The 23,339-nt window shown below is 46.4% G+C and carries 20 protein-coding genes, 1 tRNA gene and 1 rRNA gene; 6 read left to right on the top strand and 16 right to left on the bottom strand.

Annotated elements, in window-relative coordinates:
* The 13 genes from ENN47_06040 to ENN47_05980 all read right to left on the bottom strand — a co-directional run.
* Nucleotides 1–66 (bottom strand): 16S ribosomal RNA (locus tag ENN47_06040); the annotation flags it as partial.
* Nucleotides 67–252: 186 nt separating this feature from the next.
* Nucleotides 253–1,524, bottom strand: a complete 1,272-nt coding sequence (locus ENN47_06035; protein HDP77731.1) for an insulinase family protein — start codon at nucleotides 1,522–1,524, stop codon at nucleotides 253–255.
* Nucleotides 1,525–1,530: 6 nt separating this feature from the next.
* A complete protein-coding gene (locus ENN47_06030; GenBank protein HDP77730.1) occupies nucleotides 1,531–3,714 on the bottom strand; it encodes a polyribonucleotide nucleotidyltransferase in 2,184 nt (727 codons plus the stop codon).
* 103 nt (nucleotides 3,715–3,817) lie between these two features.
* Nucleotides 3,818–4,078: a 30S ribosomal protein S15 gene (rpsO, locus tag ENN47_06025; GenBank protein ID HDP77729.1), complete on the bottom strand. Its 261-nt coding sequence runs from the start codon at nucleotides 4,076–4,078 to the stop codon at nucleotides 3,818–3,820.
* Between the two features lie 82 nt (nucleotides 4,079–4,160).
* Nucleotides 4,161–5,042, bottom strand: a complete 882-nt coding sequence (locus ENN47_06020) for a serine deaminase (protein HDP77728.1) — start codon at nucleotides 5,040–5,042, stop codon at nucleotides 4,161–4,163.
* Nucleotides 5,039–5,707 carry an L-serine ammonia-lyase, iron-sulfur-dependent, subunit beta gene (gene sdaAB, locus ENN47_06015; GenBank protein HDP77727.1) on the bottom strand — a complete coding sequence of 223 codons (669 nt, stop codon included), beginning with the start codon at nucleotides 5,705–5,707 and terminating at the stop codon, nucleotides 5,039–5,041. The genes ENN47_06020 and sdaAB overlap by 4 nt, the downstream gene beginning before the upstream one ends.
* A gap of 59 nt (nucleotides 5,708–5,766) precedes the next feature.
* The gene (locus tag ENN47_06010; protein HDP77726.1) at nucleotides 5,767–7,050 is read right to left on the bottom strand and encodes a phosphopyruvate hydratase; all 1,284 of its coding nucleotides are present in this window, start codon (nucleotides 7,048–7,050) and stop codon (nucleotides 5,767–5,769) included.
* 13 nt (nucleotides 7,051–7,063) lie between these two features.
* A complete protein-coding gene (locus ENN47_06005) occupies nucleotides 7,064–7,765 on the bottom strand; it encodes a UMP kinase (protein ID HDP77725.1) in 702 nt (233 codons plus the stop codon).
* A 46-nt stretch (nucleotides 7,766–7,811) separates the two neighbouring features.
* Entirely contained in the window at nucleotides 7,812–8,417 is a 606-nt protein-coding gene (gene tsf / locus ENN47_06000; protein ID HDP77724.1) for a translation elongation factor Ts, read from the bottom strand.
* 78 nt (nucleotides 8,418–8,495) lie between these two features.
* On the bottom strand, nucleotides 8,496–8,972 hold the full coding sequence (locus tag ENN47_05995) for a pantetheine-phosphate adenylyltransferase (GenBank protein ID HDP77723.1): 477 nt from the start codon (nucleotides 8,970–8,972) through the stop codon (nucleotides 8,496–8,498).
* A 62-nt stretch (nucleotides 8,973–9,034) separates the two neighbouring features.
* Nucleotides 9,035–9,499, bottom strand: coding sequence for an Rrf2 family transcriptional regulator (locus tag ENN47_05990; protein ID HDP77722.1), 465 nt, complete (start codon nucleotides 9,497–9,499; stop codon nucleotides 9,035–9,037).
* 1 nt (nucleotide 9,500) lies between these two features.
* Nucleotides 9,501–10,412: a signal recognition particle-docking protein FtsY gene (gene ftsY, locus ENN47_05985; protein ID HDP77721.1), complete on the bottom strand. Its 912-nt coding sequence runs from the start codon at nucleotides 10,410–10,412 to the stop codon at nucleotides 9,501–9,503.
* Nucleotides 10,412–12,154 carry a proline--tRNA ligase gene (locus tag ENN47_05980; protein HDP77720.1) on the bottom strand — a complete coding sequence of 581 codons (1,743 nt, stop codon included), beginning with the start codon at nucleotides 12,152–12,154 and terminating at the stop codon, nucleotides 10,412–10,414. The genes ftsY and ENN47_05980 overlap by 1 nt, the downstream gene beginning before the upstream one ends.
* A gap of 120 nt (nucleotides 12,155–12,274) precedes the next feature.
* Here ENN47_05980 and ENN47_05975 point away from each other — a divergent pair, with 120 nt between their 5' ends.
* Nucleotides 12,275–13,123 (top strand): purine-nucleoside phosphorylase, encoded by an 849-nt coding sequence (locus tag ENN47_05975; GenBank protein HDP77719.1) that lies wholly within the window; start codon nucleotides 12,275–12,277, stop codon nucleotides 13,121–13,123.
* A 21-nt stretch (nucleotides 13,124–13,144) separates the two neighbouring features.
* Here the strand turns inward: ENN47_05975 and ENN47_05970 are convergent.
* Nucleotides 13,145–13,219: transfer RNA gene (locus ENN47_05970), tRNA-Val, on the bottom strand.
* A gap of 172 nt (nucleotides 13,220–13,391) precedes the next feature.
* Between ENN47_05970 and ENN47_05965 the strand changes: the two genes are divergently transcribed.
* The 5 genes from ENN47_05965 (at nucleotide 13,392) to ENN47_05945 (ending at nucleotide 19,503) form a co-directional block, all read left to right on the top strand.
* Nucleotides 13,392–15,233, top strand: a complete 1,842-nt coding sequence (locus tag ENN47_05965) for an ABC transporter substrate-binding protein (GenBank protein HDP77718.1) — start codon at nucleotides 13,392–13,394, stop codon at nucleotides 15,231–15,233.
* 113 nt (nucleotides 15,234–15,346) lie between these two features.
* The gene (locus tag ENN47_05960; GenBank protein ID HDP77717.1) at nucleotides 15,347–16,381 is read left to right on the top strand and encodes an ABC transporter permease; all 1,035 of its coding nucleotides are present in this window, start codon (nucleotides 15,347–15,349) and stop codon (nucleotides 16,379–16,381) included.
* A 14-nt stretch (nucleotides 16,382–16,395) separates the two neighbouring features.
* Nucleotides 16,396–17,277 carry an ABC transporter permease gene (locus ENN47_05955; protein ID HDP77716.1) on the top strand — a complete coding sequence of 294 codons (882 nt, stop codon included), beginning with the start codon at nucleotides 16,396–16,398 and terminating at the stop codon, nucleotides 17,275–17,277.
* 13 nt (nucleotides 17,278–17,290) lie between these two features.
* Nucleotides 17,291–18,307 (top strand): ABC transporter ATP-binding protein, encoded by a 1,017-nt coding sequence (locus ENN47_05950; GenBank protein HDP77715.1) that lies wholly within the window; start codon nucleotides 17,291–17,293, stop codon nucleotides 18,305–18,307.
* Nucleotides 18,304–19,503 (top strand): ATP-binding cassette domain-containing protein, encoded by a 1,200-nt coding sequence (locus ENN47_05945; protein ID HDP77714.1) that lies wholly within the window; start codon nucleotides 18,304–18,306, stop codon nucleotides 19,501–19,503. Before ENN47_05950 ends, ENN47_05945 begins: the two co-directional genes overlap by 4 nt.
* Before the next feature lies 1 nt (nucleotide 19,504).
* On the opposite strand, the gene priA is transcribed toward ENN47_05945, so the two are convergent.
* Together priA and ENN47_05935 are read right to left on the bottom strand one after the other, a co-directional pair.
* Entirely contained in the window at nucleotides 19,505–21,781 is a 2,277-nt protein-coding gene (gene priA / locus ENN47_05940) for a primosomal protein N' (protein ID HDP77713.1), read from the bottom strand.
* 3 nt (nucleotides 21,782–21,784) lie between these two features.
* Nucleotides 21,785–23,068, bottom strand: coding sequence for a nucleotidyltransferase (locus tag ENN47_05935; GenBank protein HDP77712.1), 1,284 nt, complete (start codon nucleotides 23,066–23,068; stop codon nucleotides 21,785–21,787).
* Nucleotides 23,069–23,339 lie beyond the last annotated feature (271 nt).

Here is a 23,339-nt window from a genome sequence, read left to right as displayed (position 1 = left end):
TTCGACTTGCATGTGTCAAGCACGCCGCCAGCGTTCACCCTGAGCCAGGATCAAACCCTCCATCCATGACTCATTTTTTTGAAACTCGCTGGATTGCTATCCATTTTTCAATGACCCTTCTTCTTCGCTCGCCTTTCCCGCTAACGCTAACTTCGCGTCAGCAATTCCTATACTACCAGTACCCCTTCCCATTGTCAAGTTACAGGTTCGTTTCCTCTAACTCCTTCTTATAGTGAATTCATGCGGATTGGCTCAAATCTCAAAGCTCTCTTCTGAAAGGAATGTTGACTGCTGCTTCTTTTCAGGGAGAAGGAGGGAGACATTCCATTTGCCAGCAATATACTTCTTGATCGAAGCATTCACATCATCAATCGTAAGACGGTCTATTCTGGTTATCAAATCTTCCAGAGAATCAGGTTTTCCGCAAATGACCACATCATCCAGGAATCTGCTGAGCGTCATCAATGTTCCCTCGGTAGACATCAACAGCTTTCCTCGAGCCCTTTCCTTTCCATAAGTGAACTGGGCCTCAGTTACTCCACACTGGATAAGGGTGTCCATTTCCTTTTTCAAAGAACCTACCAGGTTGTCGAGATTCTTTGGGCTCGTAGTGGCATTTATCATGAATGCGCCGGAATCTGCATATGAAACGAATTCCGAGTTGATATTGTATACCATTCCAAGTTCTTCTCGAATGTTGTGAAAGAGTATGGAACTCATTCCACTTCCGAAAAGAGTGTTGAAAATCTTGAATGCATCGAAGTCATCTTTGTGCCTTCTACCCGGCGCGTCCCTTGTCAGAAGTATATGAACTTGCTGGAGGTCTTTTCGTTTTTCTACGATCCACAAGGGCTCTTTCGAAATCACCGGAGATTTCGGGGTGATTGTGGACTCATTTTTCTTCATCGAGAGGAGTTTTTCTGTAGTGTTTTTCAGTAAGTCTGCCCCGTAATTCCCAGAGACAGCGAAAACGGCATTATTTGCCACATATTTGTGACCGTAGAAGTCGGCTACATTAGTTCTCTGCAGACCTTGTACGGTATTGTGATAACCGAGAATAGGTCTCCCGAAATCCCTATCCCATACTTTCTCAATAGTCATGTCGTATATTCTGTCGTATGGGTCGTCCTCGGCAGAGGCTATCTCCTCGAGAATTACGCCTCTTTCGAGATCCAGGGACGGTTCATCGAAACGGGGCGAGGTGATCAGATCAAAGAGGATCTCCATAGCTTCTAGAGAATATGTATCTGGGACCTTTGCGTAATATACTGTAGAGACTCTCCCGGTGTATGCGTTGAGACTACCACCTATTCTCTCTATCGGTTCCTTGATTTCGAATGCGTTTCTTTTGAGAGTTCCCTTGAATAGAGCATGTTCTATGAAATGGGAAACTCCGCTGATGGCATCATCTTCATCAGCGGAACCTACCTTCATCGCGAAAGCCATCGAAACGGTTCTTGTCTCCTGCTTTCGCTCGCCAATGATTACTGCACCGTTTGGCAGCTCAATATATTGATTATTCATCACTACCTACTTTCTATTTCTATCTCCTCGATTTCTGTCGTTTCTTGGAAAGGGTTTTCTATTGTCTCTTCTCTTTTCTTCAGTCACTTCCACGCCTTCGAGCTTGAGACCGATCTTGCCCATCTGATCTGTTCCGGAAATTTCGACAGCAATCATGTCTCCGACCTTATTTGCTTTCAAGAACTCCTTACCATTTGCGCCCATCTTGGAGATGTGAAGAAGGCCCGTCTTCCCAGGCGCGATCTCTACAAAGAAGCCATATGCCTCGGCCCTGGTAATCTTTCCTTCAAAGAGCTGTCCCGGCTTAACTTCGGAAATTATGGCATCTATTACCTTTTCAAGCTGATCAAGCTTCTCTCTGTTGCTTCCGACGATCTTAGCCTGAGACTTTTCGTCATCGATGAAGATTGTCGAGTCGTAGTCGCTTGAAAGCCTCTTGATGACCTTTCCTCCGGGGCCTATGATTTCTCCGATCTTCTCATATGGAAGATTGATGGTCCTGATAATTGGTGCGTAATCGGAGACGTATTCTCTCGGTGCAGGAACAGCTTTGTACATAAGTTCAAGAATCTTGAGTCTGGCGGTTTTTGCCTGTTCAAGCGCCTTTGTCATTATTTCGCTGGATACACCCGCGACTTTGACATCCATCTGGAAGGCAGTGATCCCATCACGCGTTCCTGTTACCTTGAAATCCATATCACCCATGTGATCTTCGTTTCCAAGAATATCAGTCAAAACGACAGTCTTCTGAGGTTCCTGGATCATACCCATTGCAACGCCCGCGACATGTTTTTCCATCGGGACACCGGCAGCCATAAGAGCCAATGATCCGGAGCAAACAGTCGCCATAGAAGAGGACCCATTTGATTCCAAAACCTCGGAGACTACTCTGATAGTGTACGGGAAAGACTCACCTTTGGGAACGATGTTCTTTAGTGATCTCTCGGCAAGATGTCCGTGTCCTATCTCCCTGCGACCGGGGCCTCTCAGTCTTTTGACTTCCCCAGTACTGAAAGGAGGGAAGTTGTAATGGAGCATAAATGATTTTGAACCTTCCTCAAACATTGTATCGACAATCTGCTCATCCATTGTTGCGCCGAGAGTTACTATGCCAAGACTCTGAGTCTCTCCTCGCGTAAAGAGAGCGGATCCGTGGGCTCTGGGAAGAAGGTCCAGTTCGATGTTGATCGGGCGAATCTCGTCGTGCTTTCTTCCATCCATCCTCACATCGTCTTCGATTACCCTCTTTCGCATAACTTCTTTCTCTATGTCGTGAAAGAGATCTTTCACAAAACCAGTATTCGCTTCGATCTCTTCTTCTGACCAAGTTTCCTTTGCCTTCTCAGTGAAGAGCTCGATCAGCTCGTCTCTATATGCTTTGAGAGCTTTATCTTTGTTTTTCTTGCCTTGAGTCAGCATAATCTCAGCAAGCTTATCTCTGTCCACCATTGCATTGAATGGTTCGAGGAAGCCTTCGGGAGCGACAGGGATTTCTGCTTCCCACTTTTCTATTGCGAACTCGCTTATGATTTCCTTCTGAAAGGCCACAAGAGACTTAATCGCTTCATGAGCAGCTTCCAAAGCTCCAACCATAACTTCCTCGGAGACTTCTTTTGCCTCTCCTTCAACCATAGCAACTGCGTTCTCGGTCCCCGCTACTACTATATCGAGTTCGGATCTCTCAAGTTCTTCCGCGGAAGGAAAGATAACGTATTCTCCATCAACGTACCCCACCTGAACTCCCGCAACGATTCCTTCGAAGGGAATAGGCGAAATATTCAGTGCAAGTGAAGAGCCCGTTATTCCCCAAATGTCGGGTGGATTATCAGGATCGGCCGAGAGAACGGTTATGATAACCTGGATCTCGTTTCTCATTCCATCAGGAAAGAGAGGTCGGATAGGCCTGTCAATAATTCTCGCAGAGAGAACCGCGTTGTCACTAGGTCTACTCTCTCTTTTTAGAAACCCCCCCGGAATCTTTCCGGCGGCATAGAACTTCTCCTGATATTCAACAGTTAACGGTAGAAAGTCAGTTCCGGGCATTGCTTTCTCATTTCCATTTACTGTAGTAAGCAAGACTGAATCGGCATATTTAAGCAGTACAGCTCCATCAGCCTGTTTGGCCATCTTCCCGTTTTCTATAACGAGTTTCTGGCCGAAGAATTCCCTTTCCCATCTCTTGTAACTCACAATAACACCTCTTTTTTCAATTCATCAAATAACCAATTATATCAGCTGTGTGAAATCCACGCAAAAAAGGAGCGGTACCCCGCTCCAGGCGATTTCTACTCTATCAACCTCTCAGCCCGAGTTTGCTTATCAGTTCAAGATATACTTCAGGCTTCTTGGTCTTTATGTATCTCAACATCTTTCTTCGTCTTCCGACAAGTTTTAGAAGTCCTCTTCTAGTATGAAAATCCTTTGGATGCTTCTTAAGATGCTCGGTAAGATGCCTGATTCTCGCAGTCAATATTGCAATCTGTACTTCGGTTGAACCGGAGTCGTTTTCGTGGATCTGGAATTCCTTTACCAATTCTTGTCTGTTGACTTCCATGTATCTGCCTCCTAATATAATCCTCTATCCAGGAATGGGCTGCGCCACAAACCGAGAATAGGGCAAGGCAATTCTAAACCGATCAGTCCTTCTTGTCAACTCCACCGAGAAAATCGGCTACCATCTTTTTGGCGGTTTGAGTTATTGCTATTCCACCCCTGGCTGTTTCTTTGAGTTCTTCGGGCAATCTTCTTCCAACTCTTCCAAGCGAGTCTGCCACTTCCTCAAAGGGGATAGCTGACTTTATGCCGGCAAGGGCAAGCTCCGCTGCCGTGAAGGCGATCGATACTCCGAAAGCATTTCTCTTTACACAGGGGATCTCGACGAAGCCGCCCACGGGGTCACAGACAAGACCCATTAAAGATTTAAGTGCAAGCGCCGGAGCGTTTTCCAGCGCATCGTATTCTTCGGGGTGTGTTGCATAGATTATTGCTACAGAGGCCATCGCAGTGGCAGTTCCCACTTCTGCCTGACAACCAGACATTGCTCCGGAAATGGAAGCCCTTCTCTTGATCCTTTCTCCAACTGCTCCGGAAACGAGCAAAGCATTCCCAAGGGTGTCAAGATCAATACCCAGATTCATATGAAGTGAGAGCAGTGCTCCCGGAACGACCCCGCAGGCACCTGCGGTAGGGCAAGCAACTATCTTTCCCATGCTTGCGTTGTGTTCTGACATCGAAAGAGCAATGCTTACTCCCGAAAAAACCAGCGGACTAAGAAATTCGGGCATATGCCTTCTTGCCTTTGCATCATTATCTCCAACCCATCCCGTCAGCGATTTCTCCGGTTTTTCCAATCTGCTCTGGTAGGAACTCAACATTTCTCTCACTAATCCTCTGGAGGTTTCTTCGGCAACTTTGGGATCATTTCCGGTGTTCATCATGTACCAGTCAGACACCACTTTATGCAGCGCCGTCTCTGTGTCCCTTGCAGTCTTCACAAGATCTTCGAACTTCATTATCATATCGACGAATCCAGCCTTTCAAGATAGGATACTTTCTTGACTACCTGCAGCCTTTTGATCGCACTAAGCAAGCTTTCGTCTGGTTCATTATCGAGTTCAACGACGCAAAGGGCCTCTCTTCTGAAAGGGTCAACCCTTGAAAGGAAGAGATTGCTGATGTTCATATCGCTTGAAGAGATCTCTCCTACTATCTGGGAGAGTGCCCCAGGGATGTCAGAGTTCAAGATTACGAAGGAAGGGTATTTGCCAGAGACGTCTGTATCAAAATCATTTATCGAAGTGATCCTTATCGAACCACCGCCAATAGAAGCACCGGTCATACTAAGAAATAGCTCTCCAGTACTCCCGTTTATCCTAACAGTATTTGGATGGAGATCTCCCATATCTTCTTCCTCGAATGTGAAATATATGCCCTTTTCTTTGGCTATCCGGAAAGACTCTCTCAGCTTTGGATCTGCTTCTTTTATTCCCATTATCCCGCCTATGAGTGCCCTGTCAGTTCCGTGGCCTCTAAAAGTTGCAAAGAGGGGGGAATTCAAAGTGAATCTAACTTCATTTGGCACTCCAGAAAACAGCGATCGAAAAGCTCTTCCGAGCCTTGCCATTCCCGCTGTGTGAGAACTAGATGGTCCAACAATTGCAGGCCCAATTATGTCCAGCAACATTGCTCTGCCTCCAATTAAAACGCGGAACCATTATGGTTCCGCGTAAAAATGAAGCTTACTTAAAGATTATAGAAAGAGGCCGTTCCTTTGAACTCGGCCTGTTCTCCAAGTTCCTCTTCGATTCTCAAAAGTTCGTTGTATTTGGCAATCCTGTCCGTCCTGGATGCAGAACCGGTCTTTATCATTCCGGTGTTAGCGGCTACGGCAAGATGAGATATGAAAGTATCTTCGGTCTCTCCGGATCTGTGGGAAATTACACAGGTCATTCTGTGCTTCTGAGCATATTCGATTGTGTCAAGCGTCTCTGTAACCGATCCTATTTGATTCAGCTTTATTAGGATTGAATTGGAGGCTTTCTCTTCCACTCCTCGCTCCAGTCGCTTGATGTTTGTCACGAAAAGGTCGTCTCCAACAATCTGAATAGTGTCTCCAATTTCTCTCGTGAACTTTGCAAAGTTTTCCCAGTCCTCTTCGGCAAAGGGATCTTCAATCGAGATTATTGGATATCTCTTCGTAAGATTTGAATAGTATTCAATGAGCTGATCAGGTGTCAGTTCATTTCCGTCGACACTGTATAGACCTCTTTCTTCACTGTAGAATTCATTTGCTGCGCAGTCGAGAGCTATCATTATCTCTTCGCCAGCTTTGTAGCCGGCCGCGTCAATTGCGTTGATTATGTATTTCAGCGCAGCTTCGTTATTCACAAAACTAGGCGCAAAGCCACCTTCATCGCCCACAGCCGTCACGTGACCGTTATCCTTAAGTATCTTCTTCAGATTGTGGAAGATCTCGACGCCAGCTCTGAGGGCATCCTTGAAATGGTTGAACCCTGCAGGAACTATCATGAACTCCTGGATATCAAGGTTATTGTCGGCATGTTTGCCGCCATTTACGATGTTCATGAATGGGACAGGGAGAGTCTTGGAATTGACTCCGCCAAGATACTTGTACAGCGGCGTGTCGATACTGTCGGCTGCAGCTCTTGCAACTGCCATCGAGACTGCAAGAATGGCGTTCGCTCCAAGTTTGTCTTTGTTCTCGGTTCCGTCGAGTTCGAGAAGAGCCGCGTCGAGAGCCGTCTGGTCAAAACCATTCATTCCGATAATCTCCGGGGCGATTATTTCGTTTATATTTTCAACTGCCTTCAGCGTTCCCTTCCCGAGGTATCTCTTCTTATCTCCGTCTCTGAGCTCAAGGGCCTCAAACTTGCCTGTTGATGCACCCGAAGGGACTATCGCTCTTCCGTGGCCTCCATCATCCAGCCAGACTTCGGCTTCAACCGTCGGAGTTCCCCGAGAATCCAGAACCTCCCTAGCTACTAGATCAACAATCTGTGCGTACATTCTTCCACCTCCACTAATCAGGTAAAACTACCGTACCTGTTTTCCCGCCAATTATAGCATCGAATAGGTTACCCTTGCTAAAGAAATCGATAACTCTGACTGGCAGGCCGTACCTCTGACAGATAGAAAAGGCTTCTATATCCATGATTTCGAATCTGCTCTTGATCGCTTCGGAAAATGTTGTTCTCTCAATTCTTCTGGCTTCTTCATTAGTTTTCGGGTCCTTATCATATACTCCGTCAACCTTTGTGCCCTTAATGAGAACGTCAGCACCGATTTCTACCGCCCTTACTGCCGCGGCCGTGTCAGTTGTGAAGAACGGAAGGTATGTGCCCCCGCCAAATACTACAATCTTTCCTGTATTAAGGGCGTCTTCTATTGTATCGTACCTGTGCTCGAGAAGAGATGGAATTCCAGCAACCGAAGAAATCGCAATCGCTTCAAATCCATTCATGCAGAGAGATTCCTTCAGGTAGAGTGAATTCATTATTGTGCCCAGAATCCCCAGTTCGTCGGCTCTCGAGCTTCTCATTTCGGAAAGCTCGCGGCCCCTTGTAATATTGCCCGCTCCGATAACTATCGCAAGCTGAATCCCCTTTTCAACTACAGGCCGGAGCTCTTCGACAAGAAAGGCAGTTCTTTCTGAATCAAAACCTCTCGCACCTTCTCCGCTCAAGACCTCGCCGCTGAGTTTCAAGAGTACTCTCCTATACATAAGCACCTCCAATAAAAAAGGTGAGCACCGGGCTCACCTTCCTAACTCAGTTTTCTGACTCCCCTACTTGCCAGCGGGCGAATCTGCTGACCCTAATATTCTCACCTGTCTTGGCAATCAACTCAACAAGGAGATCGTTGATCGTTTTCTCACTCTCGAATACGTATTCCTGCTCTAGCAGGCAGTTATCTTTATAGAAGCTTTCAAGCTTGCTTTCTACGATTCTTTCGATTATGTTTGCAGGCTTGCCGCTGTCTTTCATCTGTTCGGCATATATTTCCTTTTCCTTATCGATTACCTCCTGAGGCACGTGTTCGCGGGAGATGAATCGTGCTCCCATCGCGGCCAGCTGAAGGGCTATCTTGTGGGCAAGTTCTTTGAACTCCTCCATTCTTGCCACAAAGTCTGTTACGCAGTTAAGCTCTAGTAGCACGCCGAGCTTGCCATTGTGATGAATATAAGAGTAAACGAGTCCCTCGGCCGTCTCTCTTCCCGAAACCTTATCTGCCTTGAGTATGCCCTTCTTTCTCAGATAGTCCTTTGCCTGGTCGAAATCACCATCTGTTTCGACTAGTGCTCTTTTACAATCCATCATGCCTGCTTGAGTGGCACCACGGAGCTTTTTTACCATATCGCTGGTAATATTTGCCATCTTTTATGTCCTCCTCCAATAAAACTCCAAGGAAAATTATAACTCAGTTGAGCCGATATTAATTTCCGTGATGTTAAGTCATCTTCCGAGTTTCTTTCTGAACTCTTCTCGTACGCAGGGAGGAACCCACTTTGAAATATCTCCCCCGAACGCAGCAATCTCCCTTACCATTGACGAAGATATGAAGGAGTTTGTGGTCTCAGTCATGAGAAAGAGGGTCTCGAGTTCGGGAAGCATTGCTTTGTTCGCGTGGGCCATCTGAAGTTCCAGCTCAAAATCAGATACAGCCCTAAGACCACGAATGACTACCTTAACATCGTTTTCTCTGGCAAAATCCACGAGCAGACCGCTGTGAGTTGTGATCGTAACGTTTCCTAGATGAGACACGCCCCTTCTAACCATGCCAATTCTTTCTTCATGATTGAAGAAGTGTCTTTTGTTAACGTTTTCCATAACCAGTACAACAACTTCGTCGAAGATTTCGCTACACCTTTCGACTAAATCTATGTGTCCATACGTTATGGGATCGAAAGAACCGGGATAAACGGCTTTCATCTTCAAATAGCGCCGAGGCACTCCGATCATTTGGAGACAGGCGCCCCTCCTTTCATAGTCTGTTACTCAGGGTTCTCAGATATTCTATAGGACCCCGGGGGAGTCTCGCTAATCTTGTCGCCATAGATGAGAAGATCTTCAAGCGTCATGGAACCCAATTCCCTCATCATTGCGTTATATAGTCTAAACCATACATACTTTACGGTGCAGTTGGGATCTTCAAGGCACTTGCCGTTCTGCTGAAGACAGGCATACGAGTTCATTGGTCGGTCGAGTTTGAGTATCACGTCTCTCAAAAGAATCTCATTGGCCGGTCTTGCCAAACAGTATCCTCCGTATCTGCCTCTCACTGCCTTAATTATTCCAGCCTGCCTCAACTCTCCGAAGATCTTCTCCAGGAAGTCTCTTGGGATCTCATTGCCCTGAACGATCTCCACAAGCGAGAGCTTTTCCTTTCCTTCACGGGCCGACTTTGCCATCTTATAGAGCGCTCTTAGCGCGTAACTGCTCTTCAGCGTAAAACCCATTTCAAACCTCCTCTGAACTCTCTTCCCCGGAAGATAGAAGAGCGTTCACGAATTCCCTGCTGTCAAAGGGCTTCAAGTCGTCTTCCCTCTCTCCGACGCCAATGTATCTCACCGGTATTCCGAGTTCCTTGACGATTGCAAAGATTATTCCTCCCTTTGCCGTGCCATCGAGTTTAGTCAAAACAATACCGGTTACGTCAACAGCCTCTTTGAATTTCTTTGCTTGCACCAGGCCATTCTGACCAGTAGTGGCATCCAGAACAAGCAAAACTTCACTCGGAGCTCCGGGTGATGCCTTTCCGATCACTCTATGCACTTTCTTCAGTTCTTCCATCAGATTGCTTCGAGTATGCAATCTCCCCGCAGTGTCGATTATGACGATATCTTTCCCTTTGCTCACCGCATGACTTATCGCATCGAAAGCAACGGCGGCCGAGTCGGCACCCTGTCCCTGGTTTATGAAATCAACATTCGCCCTCTCACTCCAGATTCTCAGCTGTTCAACGGCAGCGGCTCTGAAAGTATCGCATGCAGCAAGGACAACCTGCTTTCCGCTCATGGAGTAGAGCTTTGAAAGCTTTCCTATTGTCGTGGTCTTTCCGGTGCCGTTTACACCTACCACAGAGACCACGTACGGTTTTGCTTGTGGAACTTCAAATGGTATGTCAAGGATTTCTATCAGCACTTCCTTCAGTACCTCTACGGGCTCTCTACCTTTCTCGGTTCTTTCTCTCAGAGCTTCAATTACCTCTTCTACAGTTTCGGAGCCCATATCTGACAGTATAAGTAGCTCCTCTATTTCTTCAATAGAATCTTCATCAAGCGTTTCGAGAGAGAGGAGCTTCTTCACTCTCCTGAAGAAACCTTCTCTTGTTTTCTTCAGGCTATCTTTTAATTTAGAAAAGACACCCATCATTCGTTCCCCAATATGCTAACCGGTTTATAAACTGACAACTCTTTCTTTATCTCCTCTAGAAGAAGGTCTAATCCTTCCTGGATATTTACTTCAAGGGGTTTCTTTACAGTTCTGGCTTTGACCTCAACAATGCCCTGCTGAAGTTTCTTTCCCAGAGTGATTCGTATGGGAATCCCGATGAGGTCTGCATCCTTGAACTTCATTCCAGGAGAGATCTCTCTGTCGTCAAGGAGAACATCGTAGCCCTGCTCAATAAGAAGCTCATAGATTTCCTCGGATTTCTTCTGGACATCGGGATCCTTAGCATTTACGGCAGTTATTATGATTTCAAACGGAGCGACAGACAGAGGCCATATTATTCCATTTTCGTCGTACAATTGCTCAATCACGGCACTAATAGTTCTTGACACTCCCCAGCCATAACAGCCCATAATATAATGAATACTATTACCCTGATCATCGGTAACATACCCGTTCATTTTCTCCGAATACTTGGTCCCAAGCTTGAAGATGTGTCCCACCTCTATGCCTTTCGCCGACTTCATCGGGATTCCGCACCTGGGACACGGATCTCCCTCTGTCACCATTTTTAAATCATGCCAGGAGTCTATCTCGAAATCACGGCCCGGAAGAACGCCGAAGTAATGGTATCCTTCCTTCAAAGCTCCGCAGACGGCGCTATTTAAACCTTTGATTGTGTGGTCGGCTATTATTGAAACGTTCTTGGGAAGTCCAATCGGGCCAACGAAACCAATCGGTACCCCTAGCAGATCCAGTACTTCCTGAGGGGTCGCCATGGCAAGAGTCTGATCTTCAATGGCGGCCTTGAGCTTCGATTCGTTGAGCTCTTCGTTTCCACGAATTAGGGCCATATAATACCCTTTTCTGCCTTTATAAATGAGCGATTTCACGATGTCCTTTGGAGTTACGCTCAGGCAGTGAGCCACTTCCTCCACAGTTCTGGAATGTGGTGTGGGAACCAGCTGCAGATCTGAGGTTTTCCTTTCCTGGACCTCTTCCTTCAATAGGTACTCCGCCTTCTCATCTGAAGCAGCGTAGCCACAGTCGCAGTAGAGCAAAGTCGATTCTCCGTAATCAGCAAGCACGTTGAATTCATGAGATTCATTTCCGCCTATTGCTCCAGAATCGGCTTCTACAACCAGGAATTCGAGTCCAATTCTCTCCAAAATCCTGCTGTACGCTCCATAAAACTGTCTATATGTTTCATCGAGAGAAGGCCATGAATCGTGAAAACTGTAGGCGTCCTTCATCAGGAACTCTCTTGATCTCATGAGGCCGAATCTTGGACGAATCTCATCCCTGTATTTCATTGCAATCTGGTAGAGAGATACGGGAAGCTGCTTGTAGGATTTCAGTTCATTCCTCAGCAAATGAGTGATAATCTCTTCATGGGTCGGGCCGAGAGTGAAGAACCTCTCGTGCCTGTCCTGCATTCTCATCATTTCGGGGCCATAGTCGTCCCATCTGCCCGTCTCGTGCCACAATTCTGCCGGCTGTATGATTGGCATCAGGATCTCTTGAGAACCGATCGCGTTCATTTCTTGACGAACGATCTCTTCAATCTTCTTGAGAACCCGGAGACCAAGCGGAAGGAATGAGTAGATACCGGCGGCAACTTTTCTGACAAATCCGCCTCTGACAAGAAGTTTAATACTTACTAGGTCGGCATCGGCTGGAGCATCTCTTAATGTTGGAGCATAAAGCTGTGAAAACCTCATCAGATCTCTCCTCTCGAAATTCAGCTAATCAGGACTAATTCAGTGAGATTATAGCATAGTTCCAGCAAGCTGTTTGACGTTTTGATATAATAAAGTATATGATTTATAAGGAGGACGAGCATGAGTATTTCTGCACTTCAAGAAGAGCTCAGGGAATATGTTGAAAACGTAAAGAGAGCTGCTCGTTTCATTGAAAAGGAAGTTGAGCTGAAGCCAAAAGTTGCTGTGATTCTAGGCAGTGGACTTGGAGATGTATCTAATAGTCTTGAAAACGCGGTATCAATTCCTTACGATGAGATTCCCGGCTTCCCGTTGTCAACTGCCCCCGGTCATAAGGGCGAGCTAACTTTCGGGAATGCCCTCCACCACAATGTGATGCTTATGAATGGACGTTTTCATTTTTACGAAGGGTACTCCATGAAAACTGTGACCTTCCCAATAAGGATAATGCAGGAATTGGGCGTAGAAGTACTTCTGATAACCAATGCTTCGGGCGGTCTGAACCCTGATTTCGAGGTAGGGAGAGTCATGCTGATAAAAGACCTCATCAACTTCATGGGTGACAATCCTCTGATAGGTCAAAATGTCGATGAATGGGGTCCACGCTTCCCGGATATGAGCGAGCCCATAGACAGGGATCTGTTGGACAAGGCGCTTATTTCTGCCAAAGAGCTTGGTATAGGTGTCTATGAAGGAGTTTACGTCGGTGTGGCCGGGCCAAATTTCGAGACTCCTGCTGAGCTAAGGATGATGAGAAGATTCGGCGCAGATGCTGTGGGTATGTCGACCGTGCCGGAAGTTGTAGTGGCACGTCACGCAGGTATCAGGGTGCTCGGCCTTTCTGCGATATCGGACAAAGCCGTTCCCGAGGATTTGAAGCCTCTTACAGCCGAGGAAGTCCTTGAAATGGCTAAGAGGGCAGGAAGCGATATGAGTAAGTTGATACTTAAGACTCTAGAAAAAATATAGGGAGAGACAATCTCTCCCCTCTGGTGGGTGCGGTAGGGATTGAACCTACGGCCTCTTCCTCGTCAAGGAAGCGCTCTTCCACTGAGCTACGCACCCGAACAAGATTGATTCTACCATCGTCTTAAGAGCGTTGTCAATACAAGAGTTCGCGAAGTTGATTTGGATTACGAAATAATACGTACAGGTTAACGGCATTTTGAATTTATAGGCTCCATAGATTATAATTGTACTATCACACTCATCTTTATTTTGAAAGGGGGCAACATTAGTGAAAAAGATTTTACTGGTAACACTTACTATGCTTTTCTTAGCGTTCACTGCGTTTGCAAGCGACCCAGAAACGTTCGTGAATCTCACTATTGGTGAACCGGAGACTCTTGATCCGCTTCACTCATATGACACTGCAAGTGGAGAGGTTATTCTTAACCTTTATGAGAACCTAATCCAGTATGACGGTGAATCAGTCACGGACTATCTGCCGATGGTTTCGACCGAAGTTCCTAGTGTCGAAAACGGTCTTGTAAATCCAGAAGGAACAGTATTCACCTTCCCAATCAGAGAAGGCGTCAAGTTCCATACTGGTAATGTGCTGACTCCGGCAGACGTGGAATACTCATTCGAGAGATACATACTTGGCGATCCGTCAGGAGGACCTCAGTGGATGATTATCGAGGCACTTACCGCCGGTTCTTTTGCAAGCGTAGAGGGTTGGTTTGAAGACTACGCTGGAATGCCTTATTCAGAAGCAGTCGATGCTGACAGAAACGTTGTTTCTGAAGAGGCGAGACAGAAACTGATTTCCTTCTATGAGGAAGTTGTAAGCCCGAAGGTCAAGATTGAAGGTAATAGTGTTATTTTTACTCTTGATGCTCCTTGGGGACCTTTTATGAACACAATAGCTCACTTTGGTTCTTGGGCAGCCATTACCGACTCCAAGTGGGGAATCGAAAACGGTGCGTGGGACGGCAAAGCAGACGGTTGGTGGAAGTGGCATGATCTCGAACCCCAGGAGAGTCCATTCCATAACGCGGATGCAGGCTCAGGACCATTCAAGCTTGTTGAATGGGACTCAGCTCAGCAGAAGGTAGTTCTCGAAAGGTTTGACGAGTACTGGGCAGGCCCGGCTGCGATAAAGAATGTCGTTATTTGGGGCGTTGATGAATTCTCCACGAGAAAGGCGATTTTCGAAGCCGGAGATGCCGATATTGCATACTTTGGAGCTCCTTATCTGGATCAGGCAGAGGCACTTGTCGGTGAAGGTAAAGCAGTTGTTACGCAGGGCTATCCGACTGCAGCCATCACGTCTCTTCACTTTAACTGGCTAGTTGCTGAAGGCAGTGAGTATCTTGGCAGCGGAAAGCTTGATGGGAATGGCGTTCCAAGAGACTTCTTCTCAGACATTCATGTTAGAAGAGCTTTCTCTTTCTGCTATGACGGAGCAACATTCGTAGATGAAGTCCTGAATGGTCTTGGAGAGCTCGTTCCATCAGATCTCCCCAAAGGCTTCCTTGGATATGATGAAACTCTTCCTCTTCCAGAATTCAATCTTGCAAAGGCCGCTGCCGAGTTCAAGCAGGCGTGGGGCGGAGAAGTCTGGGATAAGGGTTTCAAGCTTCAGATACTGTACAATACAGGAAATGATGCAAGGCAGACTATAGCAGAGATGCTTTCCTACTTTGTCAACTCCATCAACCCGAAGTTCAAGGTAGAGCCTCTCGGAGTTCAGTGGCCAACCTACCTTGCGGCCCAGAGAAATGGATTCCTGCCTTTGTTCACGATTGGCTGGCTTGCAGACTATCCTGACCCGCACAATTTCATAGCTACTTACTACGCAAGCTATGGAGTTTATGCTTCAAGACAGGGCGAACCTTTCCAGGAATGGGCAGCTGAAAATGTTGATGCCGAAATAAGCGCTGCGGCAGTATCTGTCGATAACGAAGAGCGATTCAATCTCTATAGAAGCGTTCAGGAAAAGGTTATTGAAGCCGCCGTTGGTATTCCTCTCTTTATGCCGACGGGTCTTAACGTAAGGGCACCTTGGGTTGAAGGGTGGCATCCTCATCTAGTAAGATCAGGATTCTACTACTACCAGCTTTCTAAGAATCAGTAATTGATGTATCCCGAAAAGAGCCGGGGTTTTCTTACCCGGCTCTTTTTTTGACTGGAGATATGGATTATAATAGACTACTGTCTTTGTTTTGATGAAAGAGGGGTGATACTCAGGTGACTGCCTACATAATCAGAAGGCTCCTTTTGCTTCCATTAATAATGATTGGTGTTACTTTGATTATCTTCACAATGATCTGGGCGCTCGGTCCAGACAGGTTACTTGCATCCTATGTGAAGAGTCCGGAAGCATTGAAAACACCCGATGCAGCTGAGAGACTCATTAAGAAGTATGGATTGGATGAACCTATGCCTGTTCAATATCTGAAATGGCTGGGCAATATTATCCAGGGTGATTTTGGATACTCAATGGTTGGGAAAAAAGGAGTACTCCCATCGATGCTTGAGCGATTCCCGTATACACTGGAGTTGACAATCTATGCAATTGTCCCGGTAGTTCTAGTTGCCATATGGTTGGGAGTGATCTCGGCAGTCAATCAGAACAAGTTTTCCGACCAGTTCATAAGGGTCTTCGCGCTTGTGGGTTGGTCTCTCCCTGATTTTGTTTTTGGCCTCTTGCTGCTTCTTGTCTTTTACTCTATTCTTGGTTGGTTTCCACCCGGGATGGTCAGTACTCAGTTTGATTTGGTCATGAGGACCGCGGAATGGAAGACCATAACGAACATGCCGACAATAGATGCGCTTCTTAACGGCAGACTTGATATATTTGTTGACGCTTTGAGACATATTATTCTCCCTGTTCTGACTCTTGCTTATTTGTGGTGGGCTTATTTGCTCAGAATTACTCGTTCAAGTATGCTTGAAGTTCTCAGAAAGGACTATATCCGAACGGCGCGAGCAAAAGGCGTGCCTGAGAGAATAGTCATAAAGAAGCACGCTAAGCGGAATGCCATGATTCCCGTTATAACCGTTGCCGGAGGATCGGTGATGGGCTTGCTCGGAGGAACAGTGTTTGTTGAGACGATTTTCTCGCGTGTGGGAATGGGGAGATTTCTCGCGGACGCTGCGAGCCTTTTAGATTACTGGTCGATAATTGGTGGAGCTCTGTTCTTCTCCTTCATTATGGTTGTTGGAAACCTGGTCGTCGATGTTTCTTACGCTCTCGTTGACCCAAGAATCAGGCTAGAGTAAGGGGGAAGGTGCAGATGCCAGAAAAGAGAAAGAGTGAGTTCAGGAAAGTAATGAAGAAATACTGGACGAATGGGACAGCCGTTCTGGGAACCTGTCTCCTGTTATTCTTCATAGTCATCGCGATCTTCGCCCCTCAGATCGCCGGAGTTAATGAGATGGGAGACAACTATCAGATTCCAAGAGCCTCTTGGTCGTCGAAACCGATTGCTCCTTCAGCCGAACACCCGTTTGGGGTGATCGGTGGGAGAGATGTGTTCTACGGTGTAATCTGGGGAACACGAACGGCTTTCAGGCTGGGTTTGATTATTACCAGTTTCGCTGCCCTCATCGGTGTGATTGTTGGTTCAATCTCAGCGTACTTCGGTGGGTGGGTCGACGAAATCCTCATGAGGATAACGGATATATTCTTGTCGATTCCCTTCCTGGTTGCTGCAATGGTTATGACAACGATTCTTGGCAAGGGTTTGGACAAAGTAATTATTGCTCTGATCATCTTCGGTTGGATGAGTACTGCCCGTCTTATTAGGGGAAATATCCTTCAAGCGAGAGAAGAGCAATATGTTCTCGCAGCAAAAGCTCTTGGACAGAAGGACTGGGTAATTATTATCAAACATATTCTTCCAAATACGATTTTCCCGGTTGTCGTTCAGATGTCGATGAGAATCGGTTCTTATGTTATCACTGCAGCAGGACTGAGCTTTTTGGGAGTTGGAGCAGAGCCTGGCTATGCTGACTGGGGAACGATACTGTCTTTCTCTAGGAACTGGATGACGATGCTTGACCAATCATGGTTCGCAATTGTCTTCCCCGGTACTGCCATGGTGCTCTTCGTTCTTGCATGGAACCTTGTCGGAGATGCACTTAGAGATATCTTCGACCCGAGAATGAGAAGCTGAGGGGGTTTGAGTCATGGATGAGAAGAAAGCACTGTTGCAGGTAGAAGACTTAAGAACGTATTTCCATACAGAAGATGGGGTTGTGAAGGCCGTTGATGGGGTAACCTTCGAGGTCTTCCCAGGTGAAACGCTTGGAATCGTCGGCGAATCTGGCTGTGGAAAGAGCGTCACATCTCTTTCTATAATGAGACTTCTTGATGAAAAGGGAGAGATAGCGGGTGGCAAGATATCGTTTGACGGCGAAGATGTCTTGGCAATTCCTGAATCCAAGATGATGAAGATCAGGGGAAACGATATGGCTATGATTTTTCAGGAACCCATGACGGCTCTGAATCCGGTTTTCACGATAGGATTCCAGATAATGGAAGCTATCTTGCTTCATCAGGATGTTGACGAAAAGAAGGCCCGGGAGATTGCAATAGACATGCTTAAGAAGGTTGGAATTCCCGAACCTGAAAAGCGGATCGATGAATATCCCCACGAACTCTCTGGGGGGATGCGTCAGAGAGCTATGATAGCGATGTCGCTCTCCTGTAACCCCAAACTGCTTTTCGCAGATGAACCCACGACTGCTCTGGATGTAACAATACAGGCACAGATACTTGAGCTCATGAAGTCTCTTCAAGATCAGTATGGTATGGCTTTAGTAATGATCACTCATGACCTGGGAGTCATTGCGGAGATGGCCCAGAGAGTCGTAGTGATGTACGCCGGAAAGGTTGTTGAATATGCCGATGTGCACACTCTTTTCAAGAATCCTCGCCACCCTTATACATGGGGGCTTATGAATGCGATACCGAAGCTGGATGAAGATAAAGAGGTTCTCTACAACATTCCCGGTGTCGTTCCCGACCCTCTGGATTTCCCCGATGGATGCAGGTTCAACACGAGATGCCCTCTCGCTACAGATAAGTGCCGAAAGGAAGAGCCGCCGCTTGTAGAGATAGAGAACGAACACACTGCTGCCTGCTGGCATATAGATAAGCTCATTGAAACGATCAAAGTATCGAGGGCAGGTGAGAGCGCATGAGCATTCCGAACGAAAGCAAGTTGCTCCTGAGAGCAGATGAACTCGTGAAGTATTTTCCAGTAAAAGCTGGAGTCTTCAGAAGAGTCGTTGCGCAGGTTAAGGCCGTAGACGACGTCAGTTTCGATATCTATGAAAAGGAGACACTCGGACTGGTCGGCGAATCTGGGTGCGGCAAGACCACAGCCGGTATGACTGTTCTAAGATTATATGAGCCGACTTCGGGAAGAATAATCGTTGGAGACGAAGATACGACGCATTTCTTCATGCCGGCTTTGAAGGCAAGAAAGTACCTGAAAAGTACGTATATTGATAAATTCGTCGATTTGAAAGCAAAGACAGGGACGGTTGAGGGCGCCCTCAGCTCTATTGAAGATGAGTTCGATAAGAGTATGGCTGAGAAGTATTTCAAAGAGTTCAATGAAGACAGGAGTGAGTTCATGAAGAGTCTTCTGGGAGACAGGGAAGACAAGAGAAAGGCATTCAGAAGAGATGCTCAGATTATCTTTCAGGATCCATTTTCTTCATTGAACCCGAGAATGAGAGTAAAGAATATTATCGGCGAGGGTGCAAGAATTCACGGACTCGCTACAGGCAGAGACGTAATGGATAAGGTAGCCGACATTATGACCAAAGTCGGTCTTTCAAAAGATCACATGTCGAGATTTCCTCACGAGTTTAGCGGAGGCCAAAGACAGAGAATAGGTGTCGCAAGAGCCCTCATTCTTAATCCGAGACTCATCGTCTGCGATGAAGCCGTTTCTGCCCTTGACGTGTCGATTCAAGCTCAGATTCTCAATCTTCTAAGTGATCTTCAAAAGGAGTTCGGACTTACATACCTGTTTATTGCACACGATCTTGGTGTCGTGAAGCATGTCAGTAAGCGCGTTGCAGTAATGTATCTTGGAAAGATCGCCGAGCTATCAGACAAGAAGAAGCTCTTCGATAACCCGCTTCATCCTTACACAGTTTCTTTGATGTCTGCAATTCCCGAGGCTAACCCTGAAAAGAAGAAACAAAGAATACTTCTCGAAGGGGACGTTCCCAGCCCAATAAACCCACCCTCTGGCTGTAGATTCCATCCGAGATGTCCGATAGCGAAGGACGTTTGCTCAAAGGAAGAACCCAAGCTTCAGGACGTAGGTGGAGGGCATTTCGTGTCCTGTTTCTTCCCTGGAGAACTGAAGAGAGGTTTATGATCTACACCATTCCGCCGATGCCATTGATGATTATCTGGATATCGGCGGGATGTTTCTTCTGTATCTTCAGGAGAAATTCGTAGTTTGCGTCCGGCGGAAGCTTCACTGTAATTTTCATTCTGTAGGAGTTCTTGAGCTTTGAAAGAAGCGGAGCAATGGGGCCGAATACCTCGATCGAATCGATTCTCACTTCTCTTATTTGTTCTGCGATCTTTTCGGCCAACAGCCCGCTCTCGTCCTCAGTCTCTCCGTAACATACCACTTCCGCAATTTTGCTGAAAGGTGGGTTGTTCAACTCTTTTCGGAGAGCTATTTCATCCATATAGAATGCTTCATAATCTCTTTCGAAGGCAGCTTTCATTATTCTGTTGTTTGGATTGAAGCTCTGAATGAATGCCTTTCCTATGCTTGCCCTGCCGGATCTTCCGCTGACCTGGGAAATATGCTGAAAAGCGGTTTCGGGACTATCATAGCTTGGGAAACTCATCAATCTGTCGGCGTCAACAATCAGTACCATCTCAACGTCGGGAAAGTCAAGGCCTTTGGTTATCATCTTGGTTCCAACGATTATCTGACATTCCTTTCGTGAGATTTCGAGTAATGCCTTTTCATATGAAATGGGATTGTCTATCGTCTCTCTATCCATTCTCATGATTCTTGCGGAAGGGAAATACTTTTGCAGATCATGTTCCACTCTCTCTGTGCCGAAGCCCCTGGCAGAGAGGGTCATTGAGCCGCAAACGGGACAAGACTTCGGTACGGGTTCTCTGTAGCCACAGTAATGGCACTTGAGGGAATTATCTGCTTTGTGATAGGTCATGGACACCGAACAATGAGGACAGCTAACTGTGTTTCCGCATGTATAACAGACCACGTAATTCGAATATCCTTTTCTATGGACAAAAACAAAGACTTGCTTTCCTAAAGAGATGGTTTGTCTGATTTCTGCCAGTGCCCTTTTACTGATTATTAGGTTCTTCTCTTCTTTCATATCGATTATCTCGATTGTGGGAAACGACCCGACAGGTCTTTCTGTTAGACGAAGCAGAGACAGTCTGTCAGATTCAACCAGGTGATAGTGTCCAACTCTTGGTGTTGCAGACCCAAGAATGATAGGGATATCAAGCAACTCTGCCTTTCTTAAGGCAGCTTCAACCCCATCATAATAAGGGAGACTCTGTTGGTAGAAACTGGAATCATGCTCTTCATCAACCACAATCAAACCCGTGTTCTTCATGGGCACCCAGAGTGAACTCCTTGTACCGACAAGAATATCGACATTCTGCTCCACGGCATCCAACCAAATCCTCTGCCGCTGGTTTCTCGGCATGTAACTGTGGTATTGTCTTACATCTCTCCCCGGAAAGGCACCTCTTATTCTTGCAAGGAGCTGGGGTGTCAACGAAACTTCTGGAACGAGGTAAAGGATCTGTCGACCTCTGTTTAGCCAGTATTCCATGACTTTGAAATAGACCTCTGTTTTTCCCGTACCGGTTAATCCGTGAAGGAGAAAAGCCTTTGATTCTCTCTCCATTATTTCTCTATAGACCTCTCTTTGGCTTCCGTTTAGTTTCTCTACCGCTGGGATTACCCAATGAGAATCGTCTTCCTCACATTCCTCGGTGGTTAGTATCCCCTTAGAAATTAGTGTTTCGATCGGGCTTCTGCTTCTCAACTCAAGTTTCTTTTCAAGCGCGGAGATTTCCTCTGATTCAACAGAAAGCAGATAGTCAACTATGGTCTGCCACAAGGGCGTTAGATCTTCATTCAGCAGTCCGGTTTTCTTTGCCAGCGATACTCGTCTCGTCTTGCGCTTTTTTGGAGTCTTCCTTTCGAAGCTGTGCATGATCTTGACTTCTCGTGAAGCCAGAAGTTCCTTGAGCTTCTCTTCACCGAATTCTTTGACGAACTTGTCCTTCTTAGTTGGGGAAAGTTCAAAGCTTTCGGAAATGGGCACGATGAATTCGTCGACAGCCAGAAGTTTTCCGGGCGGGAAGAAAAGGTCGAATACTTTTCCTGGAGGAGCAAGATAGTCCTTCATCACAAATTCTGCAAGCTTAATATCCTCTGATGAAAGGAAGGAACGTTCATCTACTTTCTTGTTGATACTCTTGATTCTGTACTTCCCCGTCTTACCTTCCAGAGATACAACATAACCGATAGCGTTGCGTCCGGCGAAATTGACTTCGACCCTCTCACCAGGTTCTAAGGTTTTATCAGTCTCGTAAGTGTATGTATCGTATAGAGGCGAATTCGAGATCGCGACCTGGATTAGCATCGACTACCGCTCCTGCCTGTGATAAACGATTTGTGATAATAGGTCAGAGCCTCTTGCTCTGCTTTCGGGATACTTGTAGAGACTCGAGTAAAATCTGACGGCTTTGAAATCACTCTTCAGCTGTGCCTTAAGCAAGTCAACATCTATCTTCATTTCATCTTTGATAGACTTGTCTACTACTTTTCTCCATAAAGAAGCCGTGGTTATGATCGGGATCTTCGTTGAATGCTTGATGTTCGAGAGATGATTTCTTCCCTTTTCATTGAAGCCCAGTATTCGAATGTATTGAGGGCCGAGTTCATTGCTCTTTCTTAATAGATCATCGGTAAATCCAAAAATGGGATAGTACATAAGCCGTCTGATTCTAGATAGGGTGAATCGCTTCGATTTTACGCAGTGGAGAAACCTTTCAAGACTACCTTCCATGGAACACTCTTGAAATCTCGCGTCTAAACCTTCGACGAACCCATAATATCTGCAATAATCCTCTCTTGACAAGAGCCTGAAAAAGGAAATGAAGAAGGATTCAACATCCTCTTTGAAGACGGGACCTCTTCCGGCCCTGATTTCCCGAAGGATAATGTCAAGGGATCGCTTAGGCATCGCTTGAGAAGCGCTCTCGATATCGCCTCTCTGAATCAGCCTTCTAATTGCCGTTGCGGAAGAAAATTCTCCTCGATGCTCTTCATCAGCATAAGAAGCTCCGACTCTCCTCATTGAGTGGGGAATCATCTTGCTCTTTATCTCTTGAATTGCTCTCAAGTATTCCACACCCAGGATGTTGTTGGATGAACCTATCTCTTCTATTCGGTGTGAAAGAGCCGCATTTTCAGAATGTATAAAGTCTCTCAGGGCATACTTTCGGGCATTAGGAAATGAATGACCTGTCTTAAGATGTTTCTTCAAGAGATCTTGATAGTGTTCGGGTTCTTTGATCAGAACTTTGGACACGGCCTTCATCAGGTCGATATCGTCTGTCTCGCTTCCGAAAACGACATCTGTTGCTCCCACATGGTCAAGCGTCCATATTGATCCCGTTGCGAACCCTCCGGCGTCCTGCAAGGAATACACTACCGGCAATTCGAGAACCAGGTCGACACCTTGCTCCAGAGCTGCTTCTGCCCTTGCAAACTTCTCAACAATTGCAGGCTCTCCTCGCTGAACAAAATTGCCGCTCATAACGGCCACGGTGACATCAGGTTTCACAATCTCTTTCGAATGTGAAAGATGATAAAAATGGCCATTATGAAAGGGATTGTATTCCACAACTAGTCCAAGTACTTTCATCTATGGACCTCCCATTTATTTGCCTTGCCGAAATCATTCTCAGTTCAGGTGGATAACTTGGCGAGGGACTTCAGAAGGTGACAATCGACTTGACGGTTCTTGGCAGTTCTGAGAACCTCACATGCGTCGTGTTAAGAAACCTTCCTCCCATCGTCCCGGATCATGGACCGTCCTTCGAAAGAGCCGCTGCACGCTTAAGAACAAAAGCCCGCTGATCGCTGCAAAGAGCCGTCCTTGGTCCTTCGTCCAAGAGCATGAACCCGTCCTTCGA

Source organism: Mesotoga infera (assembly GCA_011045915.1).
GTDB classification, from domain to species: domain Bacteria; phylum Thermotogota; class Thermotogae; order Petrotogales; family Kosmotogaceae; genus Mesotoga; species Mesotoga infera_D.
Note: the sequence above shows the minus strand (reverse complement) of the source record. Positions and strands in the feature narration are given on the sequence as shown.